Below are 20,045 nucleotides of genomic sequence, written 5' to 3'. Positions count from 1 at the left end.
AATGTCGGTCTCTGCCGTCATGTTCGATCTCGACGAGACGCTGTTCAACAGGTCGGATTCCTTGCGCGCCTTCGTGGAGAACCAATTCTCCGGCAGGGCGCTCGGAAACCTTGGAAACCTGCGTGCGGTCGGTGATCGCTTCCTGGCCCTGGATCGCCGCGGGCGCACATCCAAGCGGGAGGTCTATGACGCGCTCCTCGCCGAAACCGGGTTTCCCGATTCCGCTGCCTCCGCGACATTATTCGACGATTACGAAACGAACGCATGGCGTTTCGCCCGGGCCTTCGATGGCATGGCGGAACTCTTGTCGTGGCTCGCGAACTCGGGACGGCGTACCGCGATCGTCAGCAACGGGCAGACGCATATCCAGTTGCGCAGCTTGCTGGCGCTGAACCTCGACCGCCTGGTGAATACCTATCTCATTTCCGAACAGGAGGGATGCCGCAAACCGGAGCCGGCCATTTTCCGTCGCGCCGCGGAGAGATTGGGCGTCTCCGTTGTCGACTGCGTATTCGTCGGAGATTCGCCCGAAGCGGACATGATCGGCGCGCGGTCGCTGAACATGAAAACGATCTGGTTTCCGAACGGCGCGGTATGGCCCGAACACTACGATTGGCAGCCGGATGCCGTGATCGGCTCGCTGCCGGAGATACGCGACCTTATAGAAGGTTGGGAAAAGGCAGGATGATCGACATGTCCGCATGATCGATGAGTTGCATCCGGCGTGCCCGCCGCCCGCCCAACGTCGTGGCCCGCAAGCGATGATCATGCGCAAATGAATCGAAGTCTCGCGAACCGAAGTCCCGCCGAGACTTTCATGGCGATTCAACCCGATCGCATCCCGCTCTCAATTCCATCCTGGCCGAAGCTCGAAGACCGCCGCGCGTTGCGCCACGCCGCGAGCAGTTTGTCGACGTTCACCTCCACGCCGTCCACGGAGTTCAGTTCAAGGTCATAGGACTTGCCGATATGAATCGTTTCATGGTCGCGCCGCGCGCTGCCGACCGGCCTGTCGCCACGCGCGATTTCGCGCGCGATCAGCACATCGAGCGGGCAATGCACGGCGACGAAGAAGACGTCATGCCGGGCCAGAAGGCCGCGAAGCGTCTCCAGCCAGCCGTCGGTATCCAGAATGTGTTCGAGGATGAGGTTGTTGCCCGCGTCGGCGTAGGCGGCAAGCGAAGCGTGAAACCCGTCGAAGAAGGCTTTCCGCGCATCGGACCAGACGAACTCACCGCTTCGAAAACGGCTCAGCGGCAGAACCCCGGAGTCGCGCAGGTGATCTATCGAAACATGCCAAAACGGCTTTTCGATGCGCGTTTGCAACACCTTCGCAATGGTCGACTTTCCGCTGCTCGACGCGCCGTGAAGAAAAATGATCTGCGCCATGGCGACACCCTCGCCCGTTTTCACGACATTGGCCCCGATCGACCGTAGACGCCGGCCGGCGACAAAAAAACCCGCAACCTGACGGTTGCGGGTTTCTTGTCTCATAATATCACGATCGATAGTACCGGCGTCGGCGCATCACACGTCCGGCTGCGGCTCCGACAGCGAGGACACCGCCGGCTGGGTGACGGCGCGGGCCGCTTCCGCGCTCTCGCGGGCGCGCTGGCCGAGAATCAGCTCGTCGCGCCGCTGGGCGATCTCACGCAGCTTGGCAGCGATCGCGCCCGTGCCGGCCGGGATCAGGCTGCCGACGATGACGTTTTCCTTCAGCCCCTCCAGCGTGTCCGACTTGCCGTTGACGGCCGCTTCCGTCAACACGCGCGTCGTTTCCTGGAACGAGGCCGCCGAGATGAACGACTTCGTCTGCAAGCTCGCCTTGGTGATGCCGAGCAGCACCGGCGTGCCCTGCGCCGGCCGCTTGTTTTCCTCGATGAGCCGATCGTTGGCATCGCGGAAATCGGTGCGGTCCACCTGCTCGCCGTGCAGGAACTCGGAATCGCCGGGGTCCGTGATATCGACCTTTTGCAGCATCTGGCGAACGATCACCTCGATGTGCTTGTCGTTGATATGCACGCCCTGCAACCGGTAGACCTCCTGAATCTCGTTGACGAGATAGGCGGCCAGTTCCTCCACGCCCTTGATGGCCAGGATGTCGTGCGGCGCGGGGTTGCCGTCCACGATGAAGTCGCCGACCTCGATGACGTCGCCATCCTGAAGATGGATGTGCTTGCCCTTCGGGATCAGATACTCCACCGGCTCCGAACCGTCGTGCGGGGTGAGCGTCAGGCGGCGCTTGTTCTTGTAGTCGCGGCCGAACTGGATGGTGCCCGACTTCTCGGCGATGATCGCCGCGTCCTTCGGACGGCGCGCCTCGAACAGCTCCGCCACGCGCGGCAGACCGCCGGTGATGTCGCGCGTCTTGGCGCTCTCCAGCGGGATACGCGCCAGCGCGTCGCCCGCCTTCACCCGCGAGCCGGGATCGACGGCGATGATGCCGTCGACCGGCAACAGGTAGCGCGCCTCGCCGCCGCGCGGCAGCTTGGCGACCTTGCCGTCCAGCCCCAGAATGACGATCGCCGGGCGCAGGTCCGCCGTGCGGGCGGAGCCGCGCCAGTCGATGACCACACGCTTGGCGATGCCCGTCGCCTCGTCGATGGATTCCGACATCGACATGTTCTCGATCAGATCCTCGAAGCCGATGATGCCGTCGATCTCGGTCATCACGGGGCGGGTGTAGGGGTCCCATTCCGCCACGCGCTGACCGCGCTTGATCTGGTCGCCGTCGTCCACCTTGAGCTTGGAGCCGTACTGCACGCGATGCACCGCGCGCTCCTTGCCGTCCGGCCCCAGGATGATGACGCCGACGTTGCGGCCCATGACCACGAGGTCGCCGTCCGAGTTGCGCGCCACGTTGCGGTTGCGCAGCTTCACCTCGCCCTCGAAGTTGGTTTCGAGGAACGACTGGTCGGCGATGGTCGCCGCCCCGCCGATGTGGAACGTGCGCATCGTGAGCTGGGTACCCGGCTCACCGATCGACTGCGCCGCGATGACGCCGACCGCCTCACCGTGGTTCACCGGCGTGCCGCGCGCCAGGTCGCGGCCGTAGCAGGTGGCGCAGACGCCGTTACGCGACTCGCAGGTCAGCACCGAGCGGATCTTCACCTGCTGGACGCCGGCCGCGTTGATCGCGGGAATATCCTTCTCCTCGATCATCACGCCGGTCGGCACGATCACGTTGCCTTCCGCATCGACCACATCCTCCGCCGCCGTGCGGCCCAGAATGCGCGAGGCAAGCGTCGCGACGACCTGTCCGGCGTCGATGATCGCCCGCATCGAGATGCCGCGTTCGGTGCCGCAATCCGTCTCGCGGATGACGGCATCCTGCGCCACGTCGACGAGACGACGGGTCAGGTAGCCCGAGTTGGCGGTCTTCAGCGCGGTGTCCGCGAGGCCCTTGCGGGCGCCGTGGGTCGAGTTGAAGTACTCCAGAACGTCAAGGCCTTCCTTGAAGTTCGAGATGATCGGGCTTTCGATGATCTCGCCGGAAGGCTTGGCCATCAGGCCGCGCATGGCGGCGAGCTGCTTCATCTGGGCGGGCGAGCCGCGCGCGCCGGAATGCGCCATCATGTAGATGGAGTTCACCGGCCGGTCGCGGCCGCCGTCGTCCTTGCGCACGGCGGAGATGCGCGCCATCATCTCGGTGGCGAGCTTGTCCGAGCACTTCGCCCAGGCGTCGACGACCTTGTTGTACTTCTCGCCCTGCGTGATCAGGCCGTCGTTGTACTGCTGCTCGTAGTCCTTCACGAGCGTGCGCGTCTGATCGACGATCTCCCACTTGTTCTCGGGCACCACCATGTCGTCCTTGCCGAACGAGATGCCGGCCTTGAACGCATGATAGAAGCCGAGCGACATGATGCGATCGCAGAAGATCACCGATTCCTTCTGGCCGCAATTGCGGTAGACGGCATCGATCATGCCGGAGATTTCCTTCTTGGTCATGAGCTTGTTCACGACGTCGAAGGTGATCTTCGGATGCCTGGGCAGCATGCGCGACAGGAACACGCGGCCGGGCGTGGTCTCGTGGATCTTCGTGATCCGCGCGCCGTCCTCGTCCACGCCTTCCCAGCGGTAGCGGATCTTGCTGTGATAGGTGATCACGCCGGCGTTGAGCGCGTGCTCGATCTCGTTGTGATCGGCATAGGCCTTGCCCTGCCCCGGCTCGCCGTCCGCCATGATCGACAGATAGTAGAGCCCGAGCACCATGTCCTGCGAGGGCACGATGATCGGCTGGCCGTTGGCGGGGTGCAGGATGTTGTTCGTGGACATCATCAGCACGCGCGCCTCGAGCTGCGCCTCGAGCGACAGCGGAACGTGCACGGCCATCTGGTCGCCGTCGAAGTCGGCGTTGAAGGCCGAGCATACCAGCGGATGAAGCTGGATCGCCTTGCCCTCGATCAGCACCGGCTCGAACGCCTGGATGCCCAGGCGGTGCAGCGTCGGCGCGCGGTTCAGCATGACCGGGTGCTCGCGGATCACCTCGTCGAGGATATCCCAGACCTCCGGCTTTTCCTTCTCCACGAGCTTCTTGGCCTGCTTGACGGTGGCCGACAGGCCCTTGGCGTCGAGACGCGCGTAGATGAAGGGCTTGAACAGCTCAAGCGCCATCTTCTTGGGCAGGCCGCACTGGTGCAGCTTCATCTCGGGACCGACCACGATCACCGAGCGGCCGGAATAGTCGACGCGCTTGCCGAGCAGGTTCTGGCGGAAGCGGCCCTGCTTGCCCTTCAGCATGTCGGCGAGCGACTTCAGCGGCCGCTTGTTGGCGCCCGTGATCACGCGGCCGCGCCGGCCGTTGTCGAACAGCGCGTCCACCGCTTCCTGCAACATGCGCTTCTCGTTGCGGATGATGATGTCGGGCGCGCGCAGCTCGATGAGGCGCTTCAGGCGGTTGTTGCGGTTGATAACGCGGCGGTAGAGATCGTTGAGGTCCGACGTCGCGAAGCGGCCGCCGTCGAGCGGCACCAGCGGGCGCAGATCCGGCGGGATGACCGGCACGACGGTCATGATCATCCATTCCGGCTTGTTGCCCGACAGCTGGAACGCCTCGATGATCTTGAGGCGCTTCATCAGCTTCTTGGGCTTCAGCTCGGACGTGGTGGTGGCGATCTCTTCCTTGATCTCCTGCGCGGTTTTCTCAAGATCGAGATTGCGCAGGATCTCGCGGATGGCCTCGGCGCCGATGAACGCCGTGAAGCTGTCCTCGCCGTATTCCTCCTGCGCGCGCAGGTGCTCTTCCTCGGTCAGGAGCTGGAGCATCTTCAGCGGCGTGAGGCCGGGTTCGAGCACCACATAGGCTTCGAAATAGAGGATGCGCTCAAGATCCTTGAGCGTCATGTCGAGCAGCAGGCCGATACGCGAGGGCAGCGACTTGAGGAACCAGATATGCGCGACGGGCGCCGCGAGTTCGATATGGCCCATGCGCTCGCGCCGCACACGCGCCAAAGTCACCTCGACGCCGCACTTCTCGCAGATGACGCCTTTGTACTTCATGCGCTTGTACTTGCCGCACAAGCATTCGTAATCCTTGATCGGACCGAAGATGCGCGCGCAGAACAGGCCGTCGCGTTCAGGCTTGAACGTGCGGTAGTTGATGGTCTCCGGCTTCTTGATTTCGCCGTAGGACCATGACAGAATCTTCTCAGGACTCGCGATCGAGATCTTGATCTGATCGAAAGTCTGCGCGGGAGCCTGAGTATTGAAGAGATTCATCACCTCTTGATTCATCGCCGTCTCCTCAAGTCTGCGTGAGCCCCGTCGGTCCGGATCAGCTCCCGCCGGCATCTGCCCTGGCCTGCCCCAGGTGCGACGCCTCAAATTTCTCAATATGCCAGCGACACCCGGCCGTTTTATGGCCGGATGCCGCCTCAGATATCAATGCCGCCAATTGGCACAGGGGCCGCGCGCATGCCGCCCGTTCACTCGGCCGCCTCCGCCGGGAAGTCGTCGCCGGGGGCCTGCTTGGACGACAACAGCTCCACGTTGAGGCCGAGAGAGCGCATTTCCTTCACCAGCACGTTGAAGCTTTCCGGCACGCCGGATTCGAACGTGTCGTCGCCGCGCACGATGGCCTCGTAGACCTTGGTGCGGCCGGCCACGTCGTCGGACTTCACCGTCAGCATCTCCTGCAAGGTGTAAGCCGCGCCATAGGCTTCGAGCGCCCACACCTCCATCTCGCCGAAGCGCTGGCCGCCGAACTGCGCCTTGCCGCCCAGCGGCTGCTGGGTGACGAGCGAGTAGGGGCCGATGGAACGCGCGTGGATCTTGTCGTCGACAAGGTGATGCAGCTTGAGCATGTAGATGATGCCCACCGTCACCCTGCGGTCGAACGGCTCGCCGGTGCGCCCGTCATAGAGCGTCGACTGGCCGGAGGCGTCGAGACCGGCCTCCTCCAGCATGCGCTCGATGTCGCTTTCCTTGGCGCCGTCGAACACCGGCGTCGCGATCGGCACGCCGCGCCGCAGGCTCTCCCCGAGTTCCGCCAGATCCTCGGGCAGCACCTCGTCGGAGACGGCGTTCTCGCCGTAGACGCTGTTCAGCGACTGCTTCAGCGGCGCCACGTCCTGCGCCCGGCGATAGGCGTCCACCGCCTGCCCGATCTGCCGGCCGAGATTGGCGCAGGCCCATCCCAGATGCGTTTCGAGAATCTGCCCCACGTTCATGCGGCTCGGCACGCCGAGCGGGTTGAGCACGATGTCGGCATGCGTGCCGTCAGCCAGGAACGGCATGTCCTCGATGGGAACGATGCGCGACACGACGCCCTTGTTACCGTGGCGGCCGGCCATCTTGTCGCCGGGCTGGATCTTGCGCTTCACCGCGACGAAGACCTTGACCATCTTCATCACGCCGGGCGGCAGTTCGTCGCCGCGCTGCAACTTCTCGACCTTGTCGAGGAAGCGCTGTTCCAGCCGCTTCTTCGATTCGTCGTACTGCTTGCGCATGGCCTCCAGCTCGGCCGTCACCGCGTCGTCGGCCACCGCGAACTGCCACCATTGCGAGCGCGGAATATCCGCGAGCACCTGCCGCGTCAGCTCGGTATCCTTGCGGAATCCCTTGGGGCCGGCGATCGCCGTCTGGCCGACCAGCACGTCCGCAAGGCGCGCATAGGCGTTGCGGTCGAGAATGGCCTGCTCGTCGTCCCGGTCCTTGGCGAGACGTTCGATCTCCTCGCGCTCGATGGCCTGGGCGCGCTCGTCCTTGTCGATGCCGTGGCGGTTGAACACGCGCACCTCGACGATGGTGCCGGTGACGCCCGGCGGCACGCGCAGCGAGGTATCGCGCACGTCCGACGCCTTCTCGCCGAAGATGGCGCGCAGCAGCTTCTCTTCCGGCGTCATCGGGCTCTCGCCCTTGGGCGTGATCTTGCCGACCAGGATATCGCCGGCCTGCACTTCCGCGCCGATGTAGACGATGCCCGCCTCGTCGAGGTTCTTCAGCGCCTCTTCCGACACGTTGGGAATGTCGCGCGTGATTTCCTCCGGCCCGAGCTTGGTATCGCGGGCGGCGACCTCGAACTCCTCGATATGGATCGAGGTGAACACGTCCTCCTTCACGATCCGCTCGGAGAGCAGGATGGAGTCCTCGTAGTTGTAGCCGTTCCACGGCATGAACGCGACAAGCACGTTGCGCCCGAGCGCCAGTTCGCCGAGTTCCGTCGACGGACCGTCGGCGACGATATCGCCCTTCTTCACGAAATCGCCCACGCGCACCAGCGGCCGCTGGTTGATGCAGGTCGATTGATTCGAGCGCTGGAACTTCATCAGGCGATAGATGTCGACGCCCGACTTCGTCGGATCGAGATCCTCGGTGGCGCGGATGACGATACGGGTCGCATCCACCTGATCGACGATGCCGGTGCGGCGCGCGGCGATGGCCGCGCCCGAATCGCGCGCGACGACCGCCTCCATGCCCGTGCCCACGAAGGGCGCGTCCGCCTTCACCAGCGGCACGGCCTGACGCTGCATGTTCGAGCCCATGAGCGCGCGGTTGGCGTCGTCGTTCTCAAGGAACGGGATGAGCGCCGCGGCGACCGACACGAGCTGCTTCGGCGACACGTCCATGTAATCGACGCGCTCCGGCGGCACCACGACCACCTCGCCCGCCTGGCGGCAGACGACCAGATCCTCGATGAGCCGGCCTTCGGCGTCGATCTCGGCGTTGGCCTGCGCCACGGCGTATTTCATCTCCTCGGTGGCCGAGAGATAATTCACCTCGCTCGTCACCCTGCCGTCGCGCACGCGCCGGTAAGGAGCCTCGATGAAGCCGTATTTGTTCACGCGCGCGAAGGTCGCCAGCGAGTTGATCAGGCCGATGTTCGGCCCTTCCGGCGTCTCGATGGGGCAGATGCGGCCGTAATGCGTGGGGTGCACGTCGCGCACCTCGAAGCCGGCGCGCTCGCGCGTCAGGCCGCCCGGACCAAGCGCGGAGAGGCGCCGCTTGTGCGTCACTTCCGACAGCGGGTTCGTCTGGTCCATGAACTGCGAGAGCTGCGACGAGCCGAAGAACTCGCGCACCGCCGCCGCCGCCGGCTTGGCGTTGATGAGATCCTGCGGCATCACGGTATCGATGTCGACCGAGGACATGCGCTCCTTGATGGCGCGCTCCATGCGCAGCAGCCCCAGACGATACTGATTCTCCATCAGTTCGCCGACGGAGCGCACGCGCCGGTTGCCGAGGTGGTCGATGTCGTCGATCTCGCCGCGCCCGTCGCGCAGGCCCACGAGCGCGATCACCACCGCGAGGATGTCCTCGCGGCGCAGGATGCGCGTGGTGTCCGGCGCGTCGAGATCGAGGCGCATGTTCATCTTCACCCGGCCGACCGCCGACAGGTCGTAGCGCTCGGGATCGAAGAACAGCGAATGGAACATCGCTTCCGCCGTTTCCAGCGTCGGCGGCTCGCCGGGGCGCATGACGCGGTAGATGTCGAACAGCGCCTGCTCGCGCGTCGTGTTCTTGTCGAGCGCCAGCGTGTTGCGGATGTAGGGGCCGATGTTGACGTGGTTGATGTCGAGAACCGGAATCTCGAAAATGCCGGCGTCATCGAGCGTCTTCAGCACCTTGTCGGTGATTTCCTCGCCCGCTTCGGCATAGATCTCGCCGGTGTGCGGGTTGACGATATCCTCGCCGATATACTGGCCGAAGAGATCCTCGTCCGCCGCGCGCAACGCCTTGAGACCGCCTTCGATGAGCTGGCGCGCGCCGCGCACGGTGAGCTTCTTGCCCGCTTCGAGCACGACCTCGCCCGTGTCGGCGTCGATCACGTCGACGCTCGCCTTGAAGCCCTTGTAACGATCGGGATCGAACGGCACGCGCCAGCCGTTTTCATCCTTCGTATAGAGAATCTTGTTATAGAAGGTATCGAGGATTTCCTCGGCATCGAGCCCCAGCGCGTAGAGAAGCGTCGTCACCGGCAGCTTGCGGCGCCGGTCGATGCGGGCGTAAACGATGTCCTTCGCGTCGAACTCGATGTCGAGCCACGATCCGCGGTACGGAATGATGCGCGCGGCGAACAGGATCTTGCCGGACGAGTGCGTCTTGCCGCGGTCGTGATCGAAGAACACGCCCGGCGAACGGTGCATCTGCGAGACGATGACGCGTTCGGTGCCGTTGACGATGAAGGTGCCGTTGTCGGTCATGAGCGGCATGTCGCCCATGTAGACATCCTGCTCCTTGATGTCCTTGACGGAGCGCGCGCCGGTGTCCTCGTCCACGTCGAACACGATGAGGCGCAGCGTCACCTTGAGGGGCGCCGAAAAGGTCATGCCGCGCTGGCGGCACTCGTCGACGTCGTATTTCGGCGTCTCGAACGTGTACTTGACGAATTCCAGCAGCGATGCGCCCGAGAAATCCGAGATCGGGAACACCGACTTGAACACGGATTGCAGCCCTTCCTCAGGCCGCCCGCCTTCCGGCTCGTCGATCAGCAGGAACTGGTCATAGGACGCCTTCTGAACCTCGATCAGGTTCGGCATCTCCGCAACTTCCCGGATCTTGCCGAAGAACTTGCGAACACGCTTGCGGCTTGTGATCGTCTGGGCCATGTGGACTCTTGCTCCTCAACGCACGCCTGACCGGGCGGTCCCGGTTCGGCTGGCGGCGCCCGATGAAGGGGCCGCCGGGTCAGGCGGGCCGCGATCCCGCGGCAGGGTCAATGAACGGTTCCGCCGCTCGACGGTCGGACGGACGCGGCGGAGCCGCGCGACACCCGAAAACGCCGCGCTCGCGCGCAAAGGCCTTTTCGGACGACGATACGGCCCCGGAGGGACTCCCCCGGAACCGCGATTGCTTCAGATTCGGTTGACGGTGCTTGTGCTCAAGAACCTGCCCAGCGCTTCGATCGGTCCGGCCGCCCCATGGATCGGGCCGGACCGAAAAGACATCGCCGGAGCCGGAAACCCCGGCTCCGCCCTGCCCGATCTTACTTGAGCTCGACCTTGGCGCCAGCCTTCTCAAGCTGTTCCTTGAGCTTGTTGGCCTCGTCCTTCGCCAGACCTTCCTTGACGGGCTTGGGAGCGCCCTCAACGAGGTCCTTCGCTTCCTTCAGGCCAAGGCCGGTGATGGCGCGGACTTCCTTGATGACCTCGATCTTCTTGTCGCCGACGGCGGCCAGAACCACCGTGAACTCGGTCTGCTCCTCGACCGGAGCGGCGGCGGCGGCAGCCGGAGCAGCGGCGACGGCGACGGCGGCGGCGGCGGAAACGCCCCACTTCTCTTCAAGGAGCTTGGCGAGTTCGGCGGCCTCGAGAACGGTGAGGCTCGACAGTTCGTCGACGAGCTTGGTCAAATCAGCCATGATCATAATTCCTGTATCGGTTCGTCAGTTTTCGGGTAATCGGCCTCAGGCCGCATCTCTTTCGGCATAGGCTCCGAACACACGGGCCACCTTGGCGGCCGGCGCGGTAACGACCTGCGCGATCTTCGTCGCCGGGGCCTGGATGAGGCCCACGAGCTTGGCGCGCAGTTCGTCGAGCGACGGCAGCGAGGCAAGCGCCTTCACGCCGTCGACGTTCAGAGTGGACGTGCCGGCCGCGCCGCCCAGAATGACGAGCTTGTCATTCGTCTTGGCGAAGTTGGTCACGACCTTGGCCGCCGCAATCGGATCGCTGGAATAGGCCAGCAACGTCGGCCCCTTCAGCAGGGGCGCGATTCCGGCAACGTCCGTGCCTTCGAGAGCGATCTTGGCGATACGGTTTTTCGCGACCTGCACCTGGGCGCCGGCCTGCCTCGCCTCCTGACGGAGCTTTTGCAGTTCGGCGACCCTCAGGCCGGCATAATGAGCAACGACGACGACGCCGGAAGTGCTGAACACCTCTCCGAGCGAAGCCGCAAGCTCAGCTTTTGCCGTTCTATCCACGGGGCTCTCTCCAAAAGACGGATGGACGCACGCCCACCCGCCAGCTACACATGCCGCCCTCGCGATACCGACTACCATCAGGCCCGGCACCGGAAAGCGGCGCTTGCGAGCCCTGTCCCCGCTCGACGGCACGAAACCGCCTCACGGATGCGAAGGTACGAACCGATCTGCGCCCGCCGCCGGCAACGCGGCGACAGGCGGTATCAGCCTTACCCGTCTATGCAGGCCCCGGGCGGGATTAGGCCGAACGCAAATCGTTGCGGCACCTGCAGTCTTGGACAGGACACCGGCGGCCCCGGAAGCAGCTTCCCGGAAGACACTTCCGAAAAACACGCCTCGAAACCGCCGCTCCACCGATCAAACGATCGGAATCTCGAGAAAAGGCTTGACCCGGCGAACCGGGTCAGCCAACCTATTTAATCTCCTCACGCACAAAACGCAAGGTCGACACGAGCCTCGCCGTTCGCGCCGCGAAGACGCATCACGCCGCCGCGAGCACGGAAGCCGGCTCCACCTTCACGCCCGGCCCCATCGTCGACGAGATCGCGATGCGCTGGATGTAGGTGCCCTTGGCGCCCGACGGCTTGGCTTTCGCCACCGCATCAGCGAAAGCGCGGATGTTCTCGATCAGCTTCTGCTCGTCGAACGACACCTTGCCGATGCCGGCATGGATGATGCCCGCCTTCTCGACGCGGAACTCGACGGCGCCGCCCTTGGCGGCCGCCACGGCGCCCGTGACGTCCGTCGTCACCGTGCCCACCTTCGGGTTCGGCATCAGGCCGCGCGGACCGAGGATCTTGCCGAGACGGCCGACGAGCGGCATCAGATCGGGCGTGGCGATGCAGCGATCGAAGTTGATGTTGCCGCCCTGGATCTGCTCCAGCAGATCCTCGGCGCCCACGACCTCGGCGCCGGCCTTCTTCGCCTCTTCGGCCTTCGGCCCGCGGGCGAACACGGCGACGCGCACCGAGCGGCCGGAGCCGTTCGGCAACTGGCAGACGCCGCGCACCATCTGGTCGGCGTGGCGCGGATCGACGCCGAGATTCATGGCGATCTCGACGGTTTCGTCGAACTTCGCCGTGGCGCGCTCCTTGATGGCCTTCACGGCCTCGTCGATCGTGTACAGTTTCTTGCGGTCGATGCCTTCACGGGCAGCGATGACGCGCTTTCCGACATGTGCCATGCGTGCCCCCTCAGCCCACGACCTCGATGCCCATCGAACGGGCGGAACCCTCGATCATCGACGCGGCCGCCTCGACCGTGTCGGTGTTGAGGTCGGACATCTTCGCCTGCGCGATCTCAAGCACCTGCGCGCGCGTCACCTTGCCGACGGAACCGCCCTTGCCCGGCGTCTTCGACGCGCTCTTGAGCCCGGCGGCCTTCTTCAGATAGAAGGAAACCGGCGGCTGGCGGGTCTCGAAGGTGAACGAACGATCCTGATAGGCGGTGATGATCACCGGGATCGGCGTGCCCTTTTCGAGCTGCGCGGTCTTGGCGTTGAACGCCTTGCAGAATTCCATGATATTCAGGCCGCGCTGACCAAGCGCAGGACCGATCGGCGGCGACGGATTGGCCGCGCCCGCCGGAACCTGAAGCTTCACGTAACCCGTGATCTTCTTTGCCATGATGGCTGCTCCCGAACTGAACGGCAACCGAAGCGAATCGGCTGCCACGAGTTGTAGTGCGTTGCAGTCCGCGGTCCGATCCGTACTCCCGGCAGGCTGGCCGGGCGGATCTCCCGCGCTGGTTAATCGTCATGAAATGAACGAAGGCGGCCTTATACACCATGAGTCCGGCGCGCACAAGCGCCCGCCTTGCGGAATCTGCCGCCGGACAGCCTCGCGTCAGATCTTGGCGACCTGCCCGTATTCAAGCTCCACCGGCGTGGCGCGCCCGAAGATCGATACCGCCACCTTGACGCGGGCGCGGGCGTCGTCGACCTCTTCCACGATGCCGTTGAAGGAGGCGAACGGCCCGTCGGAGACGCGCACCTGCTCGCCCACCTCGAAGCTGACCGACGGCTTGGGATGATCCACCCCTTCCGCCACCTGGCCCTTGATGCGCTCCGCCTCGTAATCGGGGATCGGCAGCGGCTTGGACTTGTCCGCGCCCAGAAAGCCCGTCACCTTCGGCGTATTCTTGATCAGATGATACACGTCGTCGGTCAGGTCGCATTTGACCAGGACATAGCCGGGGAAAAACTTCCGCTCGGTGTCGACCTTGCGCCCGCGCCGCACCTCGACGACCTTTTCCGTCGGCACCAGAATTTCGTCGAACCTGTCCTCCAGCCCGCGCTGGACCGCCTGGTCCCGCAGCGACTGGGCCACCTTGTTCTCAAAATTCGAATAGGCGTGGACAATGTACCAACGCTTGGTCATCAACGACTCTCCCAAAGGCCCGCGACGCCGCGCGACCGGCCGGACCGGACAATCCTCATCATGAAACGGCGCGCGACAGCGGCGCCTCAGCCGAGGCCGAGCAAGGCGCCGACGCCGAGTTGAATCAACTGGTCGACGACGAAGAAGAACACGCTCGCCACGAACACCATCACGAAGACCATCGCCGTCGTCACCAGCGTCTCCTTGCGGGTGGGCCACGTCACCTTCTTCGTCTCGGCGCGAACCTGCTGAAGAAACTCGACCGGATTCGTCTTCGCCATTGTCGCTCCAAGGCCCGACCTGCGGGCAGAACCTGCCGGAATCGCCGCGAATCGCGCCGCCTCGCTTAACGGGAACACGACGGCCCGGAGGCAATCCAGCCAACACCAATTATGCCCGCGCCTTTCCGGCACGAACATGGATTCCCTCTCCACATAAATGTCCACAGCGGGAAACACAAGGCCCAAACGCGCCGGCGGGAACGCAGGCCGGTGACGCCGGGACCTCCGGCATCATTCCGAACCGTGAGGAAAGCGTCGGCCACGGATCAATTTTATTGCTAAAACAAATTCTTACATAAAAATCGATGCACGTCCGCCGCCCTCCCGCCGATTCGCGGACACGCTTTCGTGTTGGGCTTTAGCGGATGCATTTCCCCATCGGCATGAGATATATTGTGGACACGATCCCGTTGGGCTGGCGGGCGGATTGGAATAAGCAGGTCATATGGCCTTACGTCGACGTTCTATCATCGCCGCGCTTGCCGCTCTGGTCGTGATCGCTGCCGGTTCCCTGTCCTGGCCCGCGACGCATCTGCCGTTCGCCCGGCAGCTCGTCGGGCGGATCGAAGCCGCGACCGGCCTCGATGTGGCGATCGAGCGTTCCTCATTGCGTCTGCTGCCGTCGCCGCGTCTCAAGATATCGCGGGTTTCGCTCTCCTCTTCCGGCGCGGGCACGGCGGATGCCGTACTGCTGCGGGCGCGTGAGGTCAGGATCGGGCTGAAGGCGTGGCCGTTCCTGTTCGGGCGCGCGGAGCCGTCGAGCGTCACGCTGATCAACCCGCAAATCCGATGGCTCGGGCCGGAGCATCCGCATCAGATATGGACGCTGACGCGCGAGCATCTGTCCGCCCTCGTCGCCGCGAGCAACGCGACGCCGGACTCTGCGGACGGCAGCCGCGACGTGGCGGCGCTGGCCGCGATGCTGCCCTCCCGCATCGCCATCAGCGAAGGAGCCGTCCTCTACCGCACCGGCAATCGCCGCCTGATGCAGCGCGTCAACGCCGCCGTCAACTGGCCCTCCGTCGGCCGGCCGCTCGAAGCGACCGCATCCGCGCTGTGGCGCGGCGAGCCGGTCGACCTGCGAATCGACAAGCTCCTGCCGGCTTCCCTCGCGGCGGGCTTCGCATCTCCCGTATCGGCGCGCCTTTCCGCCCGGCCGGCAACCTTTTCGTTCTCCGGCACGGTCTCGGCCGATCTCGTGCCGCGTTTCACCGGCGATGTCGCCTTCCGCACGCGCTCGCTGCGCCAGACGGCCGCCTGGCTGCGCACTCCCCTCGCCTTCGCGGACGTGCTCGGGCAGCTCGCCATCAAGGGCAGCGTCAGTCTTTCAGGCGACGGCCTGTCGATTCCCGACGCGCGGATCGATACCGGCGGCGGCGCGCTGGAGGGCGCCCTCGCGGCGCGAACGACCGCCGGCGGACGCGTCCATGTTTCCGCCACGCTCGATGCCGGCACGCTCGATTTCAACCGCATTTTCATGCCCGACCGCTTTCCCGCTCCCGCGCGCCCTCAAGGCGGGGGGACCGAATGGCCGCGCACGCCGCTCGTCAACGGATCGGGTGATGCCGGGCGCGACAGCAACGATCTGGACATCCGCCTTTCCGTCGCGCGGGCAAGGGCGGGGCCGCTCACCTTCCAGGAGGTGGCGGCGGGCATTCTGGCCGCCAACGGAAAGCTCGAAGTCGCGCTCAACCAGGCCCGGCTGGGAGACGGTCTCGTCAAGGGCCGCCTGCAACTGCTGCCCGATCAAGACGGACTCTCCGCCCAACTCGCCGGCGCGTTCGAGGGCGTGGATGCGCGCGCGACGCTGCTCGATCTCACCGGCACACCGTTTCTGTCGGGTGAAGCCGGCGGGCAGGTCGTCCTGCGCGGCGCGGGCCGCTCCGTCAAGGTCATCATGCGCGGTCTCTCGGGTCAGGTATCGGCGCGAATCACCGATGGCGAACTGTCGACGGTGGATCTGAACAGCGTCGTCCGGCGCATGGAGCAACGTCCGCTCGCCACCGCGCTCGACTGGCGGGGCGGGCGCACGCCCTTCGAGACCATCGAGGCGAACCTGCAGATCGACGGCGGCGTCGGCGCGTTCGAGGGGAGAATGCACGGGCACGGCGGGCTCGACGGCGTCATGTCGGGCATCGTCGACATCGCCGAGCGGACGCTCGCCCTGCGCGCCGTGGCGATGGCGGCGAAGGCCGGCGAAGGCAGCGACTCGCCCGCCTTTCCCATCGAGATCGAAGGATCGTGGGATTATCCGGTTGTGACGCCCGACATCCGCTCGCTGATCGAGCGGTCGAACGCGACCGTGCCGGCCGTTTCGCCGGGCGGCGACACCGGCAATGAAAAACCCCGGTGAAGTTCACCGGGGTCGTTGCCGCCGCCGATCGGGCCGGCGCGCTTACTGGGCCGGCGCGGGTGCAGGCGCCGGTGCGGGTGCGCCGCCCGGCTGTCCGGCACGCTGGCGCAGCTCCTCGGAGCGCTTCTGGAGCGCCTCCTGCAATTGCCGCTGCTGCTGCTCCAGCGCCTGCGGATCGATCGGCTTGCCGTCGAAACCCTTGGTGAAGCCGGCGAGCGGAACGGCGAAAGTAACCTCGCGCCCGACCTGGTTCTGCGCGCTGATGTTGAGGATGTTGCCGCGCTTGAGCGAGTTGATGAACGCGTCCTGCACGGGCGCCTCGGCGAAGCAGCCGTTCGGGAAGCAGATCGCGTATTGCCCGGCGATCGGATCGTTCTTGTCCACGAAGAAGCGCAGGCCCGGCCGCAGCAGCAGGCCGAGCGGCATGAGGAAGCGCGCGATCTTGGTCGGCTCGCCCTTCACGTCATAAACCGCCACCGCCAGCACCGGCTGGCCCTGATCGCTCACGAAATCGCGCGTCGTGTAGCAGATTTCCTTGTTCGCGCCCTCGTCGCGGCCACAGACCTTCGTCCATTCCGCCTGTGACGGCTCGGCCTTGAGCTGGACGACGGTGGGGCCGGTCGGCTGCTGCTGCTGGCCCTGGGCGGGCGCCGTCTGGGCGTAGGTTGCGACGGGCGCAAGCGCGCTCATCCCCGCCACCAGCGCCATCGCTATCCCGCTGGCGGCCCGCAGCGGCGCCGATTGTTTCACGCGGCTCATCGACTGATCCTCTTTCATGATTGACAGATACACGACCATCGCCCCCCGGCCCATTCCCGGCAAATAATACGAACCCGCTGTCCCGATGCCCGCACCGGATGGCCGCCCCCCGGAAAACGGGACAGCGCGGCATCAGTTTCATGCCACAGTTTCATGCCACGTGAACGCCGGCGCGGCGTCCGGGATGACATGCGACAAGGCGGTGTTTACCCTGTCTGGCGATCGCTTTCCAGCGCCGTTCACGAATTGGTGCGGTTATCGGGCGATAAGTGCGCTCCGCGCCGACGGGAGGATCGCCTAAACTCCGATGCGAATCACCATGACGGGATCGTCCGTGCCCATGATGCCCAAGCTGCCCCTAACGCCCAGGCCATCGACCGCCGTTGCGGCGGCGCGCCCGCGCCGCGGCGTTTTCGCCGCGCTGCTTGCGGCCGGCCTCTGGCTCCTGCTGCTCGCCGCCGCGGGGCCGGGCGCGGCCGCCGGGCGCGACGACTGGACGCCGCTGCCGCGGCGCACGTCGATCGCCATGCACGGCGAGCCGCGGTTGCCCGCAGGTTTCGCGGCGCTGCCCTACGCCAATCCCGATGCCCCGAAGGGCGGCCGGCTCGTCCAGAGCATCATCGGCACGTTCGACAACCTCAATCCCCATGTGCCGAAGGGCATCGCGGCGCAGGGCATCACGACGCTGGTGTTCCAGCCGCTGATGGCGCGCTCCGCCGACGAACCCTTCTCGCTCTACGGGCTCGTCGCCGAGGCGGCGCGCATGCCCGACGACCGCAGCTTCATCGTCTTTCACCTCGACCCGCGCGCCCGCTTTTCGGACGGACATCCCCTCACCGCCGAGGACGTGCTGTTCAGCTTCCGCCTGCTGCGCGAGAAGGGGCAGATGTACTATCGCAGCTTCTACGGCCAGGTGGAAGCCGCTGAAGTCATCGATCCGCTGACCGTGCGCTTCGACCTGAAGCCGGGCAACAGGGAAACGCCGCTCATCCTCGCGCAGATGCCGGTGCTGCCGGCCCATCTCATCGATCCCGAAACGTTCGAGCAGACGACCTTCCGCACGCCCGTAGGCTCCGGCCCCTATGTCGTCGCGGCGGTGGACGCGGGCCGCAGCATCACCTTCCGGCGCAATCCCGATTTCTGGGCGCGGGACCTGCCGGTCACGCGCGGCCTCTACAATTTCGACGAAATCCGCTTCGACTATTATCGCGACGTCAACACGCAGTTCGAGGCGTTCAAGGCCGGGCTCTATGACGTGAGGATCGAGACGAGCGCGGCGCGCTGGGCCATCGGCTACGATTTCCCGGCCGTGCAGAACGGCGCGGTGATTCGGGAGAGGCTGCCGGTCGGCACGCCGCGCGCGATGTACGGTTTCGCCCTCAACAGCCGCAGGGAGCCGCTCTCCGATGTCCGCGTGCGCGAGGCGCTCGGCTATTTTCTCGATTTTCCGTGGATCAACCGCAACCTGTTCTACGATCTCTACAGCCGGACCGACAGCTATTTCGCCGGCTCTCAATTATCCTCGGCCGGCATCCCGGCTTCCGCCGGCGAGCGGGCGCTGTTTGCCCCTTTCCCCGGCGCGGTGCGCGCCGACATTCTGGAGGGCGCGTGGCGGCCGCCGCAGGCGGACGGATCGGGGCGGGACCGGCAAATGATCCGCAGGGGGCTCGGCCTGCTGGAAGACGCGGGCTTCGCGTTGCAGGACGGGGTGCTGCGCGGGCGCGACGGCGAGGCGCTCGCCTTCGAGATCATGGTGGTCTCGCGCGATCAGGAGCGCCTTGCGCTCAATTTCGCCCGGGCGCTGGAACCCGCCGGCGTCGCCGCGAGCGTGCGTCTCGTCGACGAGGCGCAATACTGGAAGCGGCTGCTCGCGGCCGATTTCGACGTCATTCTCTACACCTGGAACGTTTCGGCGTCGCCGGGCTCGGAGCAGTTGAACCGCTGGTCCTCCGCCGCGGCCGACAGGCCGGGATCGCTCAACATCACCGGCGCGAAATCGCCGGCCATCGACGCCGCCATCGACGCCCTCGTCGGCGCCCGGACGGCGGAAGGCTTCACGGACGCGGTGCGCGCTCTCGACCGCGCGCTGCTTTCGGGCTTTTATGTCGTGCCGCTGTTCCACGCCGACGGGCAATGGATGGCGCGCCGCGCCGGGATCAGGCGGCCGGAGAAAGTGCCGCTGTTCGGCCCGGTCATCGACAGCTGGTGGCGAGAGCCGTAACATCGACAGAAGCAACGAAGCGGAACGCGCATGACCGTCACGGATTCCCCCGCCCGCAAGGCCCTCACCGTCGACATCGTTTCGGATGTCGTCTGCCCCTGGTGCTATCTCGGCTCGAAGCATCTCTCGCGCGCGCTTCTCCTGCGCCCGGCGCTCGACGTTTCCGTCAACTGGCGGCCGTTCCAGCTCGATCCTGCGGTGCCGGCCGGCGGCCTCGACCGCAAGACCTACCTGCTGCAAAAGCTGGGCGATCAGGCGCGCATCGACGCCATCCACGCGCGCCTCGCCGAACTCGGCCGCGAGCAAGGCATCGACTTCCGCTTCGACCGCATCACCCGCGCGCCCAACACGCTCGACGCCCACCGCCTGATCCGCTGGGCGCAGCCATCCGGCGCGCAGGGCGCGGTGGCGGAGCGGCTTTTCGCGCTCTACTTCACGGAAGGCGCGGATATCGGCGATCCCGCCGTTCTGCGCGCCGTGGCGGAGAGCGCGGGGCTCGACGGCGATGTCGTCGCCACGCGCCTGTCGGGCGAATGGGACAAGCAGGAAGTCGCGGACGAAATCGCCGTCGCCGCCCGTCTCGGCGTCACCGGCGTGCCGTTCTTCATTGTCGACGGGCGCTACGGCGTCGCCGGCGCGCAACCGGCGGAGGCGCTGGCCGAAGTGCTCGATCAGGCGGCGAGCGCCTGAACGA

At 65.7% G+C, this 20,045-nt stretch carries 14 protein-coding genes; 4 read left to right on the top strand and 10 right to left on the bottom strand.

What is annotated here, in order from left to right:
• The first annotated feature begins 1 nt into the window (after window position 1).
• Window positions 2-688, top strand: a complete 687-nt coding sequence (locus ACOYJQ_RS03330; protein WP_433456319.1) for an HAD family hydrolase — start codon at window positions 2-4, stop codon at window positions 686-688.
• 137 nt (window positions 689-825) lie between these two features.
• Here the strand turns inward: ACOYJQ_RS03330 and ACOYJQ_RS03325 are convergent, their stop codons facing one another.
• From ACOYJQ_RS03325 to secE, 9 genes are all read right to left on the bottom strand, one after another.
• Complete coding sequence (locus tag ACOYJQ_RS03325) at window positions 826-1,389, bottom strand: chloramphenicol phosphotransferase CPT family protein (RefSeq protein WP_433456318.1); 564 nt, start codon at window positions 1,387-1,389, stop codon at window positions 826-828.
• Between the two features lie 138 nt (window positions 1,390-1,527).
• Window positions 1,528-5,733, bottom strand: a complete 4,206-nt coding sequence (rpoC, locus tag ACOYJQ_RS03320; RefSeq protein WP_433456317.1) for a DNA-directed RNA polymerase subunit beta' — start codon at window positions 5,731-5,733, stop codon at window positions 1,528-1,530.
• Window positions 5,734-5,924: 191 nt separating this feature from the next.
• Window positions 5,925-10,046, bottom strand: a complete 4,122-nt coding sequence (gene rpoB / locus ACOYJQ_RS03315) for a DNA-directed RNA polymerase subunit beta (RefSeq protein ID WP_433456316.1) — start codon at window positions 10,044-10,046, stop codon at window positions 5,925-5,927.
• A gap of 377 nt (window positions 10,047-10,423) precedes the next feature.
• Window positions 10,424-10,798: a 50S ribosomal protein L7/L12 gene (gene rplL / locus ACOYJQ_RS03310; RefSeq protein WP_433456315.1), complete on the bottom strand. Its 375-nt coding sequence runs from the start codon at window positions 10,796-10,798 to the stop codon at window positions 10,424-10,426.
• A 45-nt stretch (window positions 10,799-10,843) separates the two neighbouring features.
• On the bottom strand, window positions 10,844-11,359 hold the full coding sequence (rplJ, locus tag ACOYJQ_RS03305) for a 50S ribosomal protein L10 (protein WP_433456314.1): 516 nt from the start codon (window positions 11,357-11,359) through the stop codon (window positions 10,844-10,846).
• Window positions 11,360-11,840: 481 nt separating this feature from the next.
• The gene (rplA, locus tag ACOYJQ_RS03300; RefSeq protein WP_433456313.1) at window positions 11,841-12,542 is read right to left on the bottom strand and encodes a 50S ribosomal protein L1; all 702 of its coding nucleotides are present in this window, start codon (window positions 12,540-12,542) and stop codon (window positions 11,841-11,843) included.
• A gap of 10 nt (window positions 12,543-12,552) precedes the next feature.
• On the bottom strand, window positions 12,553-12,984 hold the full coding sequence (gene rplK, locus ACOYJQ_RS03295) for a 50S ribosomal protein L11 (RefSeq protein ID WP_433456312.1): 432 nt from the start codon (window positions 12,982-12,984) through the stop codon (window positions 12,553-12,555).
• 219 nt (window positions 12,985-13,203) lie between these two features.
• A complete protein-coding gene (gene nusG, locus ACOYJQ_RS03290; RefSeq protein WP_433456311.1) occupies window positions 13,204-13,737 on the bottom strand; it encodes a transcription termination/antitermination protein NusG in 534 nt (177 codons plus the stop codon).
• A gap of 86 nt (window positions 13,738-13,823) precedes the next feature.
• A complete protein-coding gene (secE, locus tag ACOYJQ_RS03285) occupies window positions 13,824-14,018 on the bottom strand; it encodes a preprotein translocase subunit SecE (protein WP_433456310.1) in 195 nt (64 codons plus the stop codon).
• Between the two features lie 445 nt (window positions 14,019-14,463).
• On the opposite strand from secE, the gene ACOYJQ_RS03280 reads away from it, so the two are divergent.
• The gene (locus ACOYJQ_RS03280; protein WP_433456309.1) at window positions 14,464-16,371 is read left to right on the top strand and encodes an AsmA family protein; all 1,908 of its coding nucleotides are present in this window, start codon (window positions 14,464-14,466) and stop codon (window positions 16,369-16,371) included.
• A gap of 42 nt (window positions 16,372-16,413) precedes the next feature.
• On the opposite strand, the gene ACOYJQ_RS03275 is transcribed toward ACOYJQ_RS03280, so the two are convergent.
• Complete coding sequence (locus tag ACOYJQ_RS03275) at window positions 16,414-17,130, bottom strand: invasion associated locus B family protein (protein ID WP_433456308.1); 717 nt, start codon at window positions 17,128-17,130, stop codon at window positions 16,414-16,416.
• Between the two features lie 319 nt (window positions 17,131-17,449).
• Between ACOYJQ_RS03275 and ACOYJQ_RS03270 the strand changes: the two genes are divergently transcribed.
• Both ACOYJQ_RS03270 and ACOYJQ_RS03265 read left to right on the top strand, forming a co-directional pair.
• Window positions 17,450-19,351, top strand: a complete 1,902-nt coding sequence (locus ACOYJQ_RS03270; RefSeq protein WP_433456307.1) for an extracellular solute-binding protein — start codon at window positions 17,450-17,452, stop codon at window positions 19,349-19,351.
• Between the two features lie 30 nt (window positions 19,352-19,381).
• A complete protein-coding gene (locus ACOYJQ_RS03265; RefSeq protein WP_433456306.1) occupies window positions 19,382-20,041 on the top strand; it encodes a DsbA family oxidoreductase in 660 nt (219 codons plus the stop codon).
• The last annotated feature ends 4 nt before the right edge of the window (window positions 20,042-20,045 follow it).

This window comes from Pseudochelatococcus sp. (assembly GCF_050946405.1).
Lineage (GTDB): Bacteria > Pseudomonadota > Alphaproteobacteria > Rhizobiales > Beijerinckiaceae > Pseudochelatococcus.
The sequence above is the reverse complement of the archived record's forward strand: the minus strand, read 5'-3'. Positions and strand labels throughout refer to the sequence as shown.

What these genes read in the sequence shown, in the direction of transcription:
- ACOYJQ_RS03280 (WP_433456309.1), top strand. Translation starts at nt 14,464, where the DNA reads ATGGCCTTACGTCGACGTTCTATCATCGCCGCGCTTGCCGCTCTGGTC.
- rpoC (WP_433456317.1), bottom strand. Translation starts at nt 5,733, where the DNA reads ATGAATCAAGAGGTGATGAATCTCTTCAATACTCAGGCTCCCGCGCAG.
- rplA (WP_433456313.1), bottom strand. Translation starts at nt 12,542, where the DNA reads ATGGCACATGTCGGAAAGCGCGTCATCGCTGCCCGTGAAGGCATCGAC.
- rpoB (WP_433456316.1), bottom strand. Translation starts at nt 10,046, where the DNA reads ATGGCCCAGACGATCACAAGCCGCAAGCGTGTTCGCAAGTTCTTCGGC.
- rplK (WP_433456312.1), bottom strand. Translation starts at nt 12,984, where the DNA reads ATGGCAAAGAAGATCACGGGTTACGTGAAGCTTCAGGTTCCGGCGGGC.
- ACOYJQ_RS03275 (WP_433456308.1), bottom strand. Translation starts at nt 17,130, where the DNA reads ATGAGCCGCGTGAAACAATCGGCGCCGCTGCGGGCCGCCAGCGGGATA.
- ACOYJQ_RS03265 (WP_433456306.1), top strand. Translation starts at nt 19,382, where the DNA reads ATGACCGTCACGGATTCCCCCGCCCGCAAGGCCCTCACCGTCGACATC.
- nusG (WP_433456311.1), bottom strand. Translation starts at nt 13,737, where the DNA reads ATGACCAAGCGTTGGTACATTGTCCACGCCTATTCGAATTTTGAGAAC.
- ACOYJQ_RS03325 (WP_433456318.1), bottom strand. Translation starts at nt 1,389, where the DNA reads ATGGCGCAGATCATTTTTCTTCACGGCGCGTCGAGCAGCGGAAAGTCG.
- ACOYJQ_RS03330 (WP_433456319.1), top strand. Translation starts at nt 2, where the DNA reads ATGTCGGTCTCTGCCGTCATGTTCGATCTCGACGAGACGCTGTTCAAC.
- secE (WP_433456310.1), bottom strand. Translation starts at nt 14,018, where the DNA reads ATGGCGAAGACGAATCCGGTCGAGTTTCTTCAGCAGGTTCGCGCCGAG.
- rplL (WP_433456315.1), bottom strand. Translation starts at nt 10,798, where the DNA reads ATGGCTGATTTGACCAAGCTCGTCGACGAACTGTCGAGCCTCACCGTT.
- ACOYJQ_RS03270 (WP_433456307.1), top strand. Translation starts at nt 17,450, where the DNA reads ATGACGGGATCGTCCGTGCCCATGATGCCCAAGCTGCCCCTAACGCCC.